Source organism: Mesorhizobium sp. M7D.F.Ca.US.004.03.1.1, from assembly GCF_003998635.1.
In the GTDB taxonomy this organism is placed as follows: Bacteria; Pseudomonadota; Alphaproteobacteria; order Rhizobiales; family Rhizobiaceae; genus Mesorhizobium; species Mesorhizobium loti.
On sequence record NZ_RZQG01001821.1, the window covers coordinates 1 to 432 of the forward strand.

A 432-nucleotide genomic window follows, 5' to 3' on the forward strand; every position below is an offset into this window, starting at 1 on the left:
GGGTCAAAGCAGTCGAAGCCGGTGCCGAAATCGAGCGTGTCGGCATCGACCGCACCGCAGGCTGGGTTCGGACTGGACCTGCGGTCTGTCCGGGCGATGGCGACGTCGACGGTCGAGCCACGTGAATGGGTCGATAGTTCTCCGACATAGCCCTTGGCGATCAGGTCGCCGCGCCTGACCCTCGAATACCATTGCGGATCGGGCGGCCCATCCTGTTTCGTCCACTCGCCCATGTCGGTGACGGCGCGGGCAGGGCGATAGCAATCGAATACGACCAGGGTCAGGCTTCTGGCGGCGAGCGTCTTCTGGACGGCGGACAGTGCCTTTGCCGCCTGGTCGGTGAGGATGCAGGCCGGCGCGTCATAGCCGTTCACCCTGCGATGCAGAAAATTGTCCGATCCGGCGTAGCGGATGTCCTGGCGGATCGAGGGG

At 64.8% G+C, this 432-nt stretch carries 1 protein-coding gene; it reads right to left on the bottom strand.

The window, feature by feature from the left end; all coding sequences use genetic code 11:
• Positions 1-432 (bottom strand): M15 family metallopeptidase (locus EN935_RS40220; RefSeq protein WP_164771941.1); only part of this gene is annotated, 432 nt, incomplete at both ends.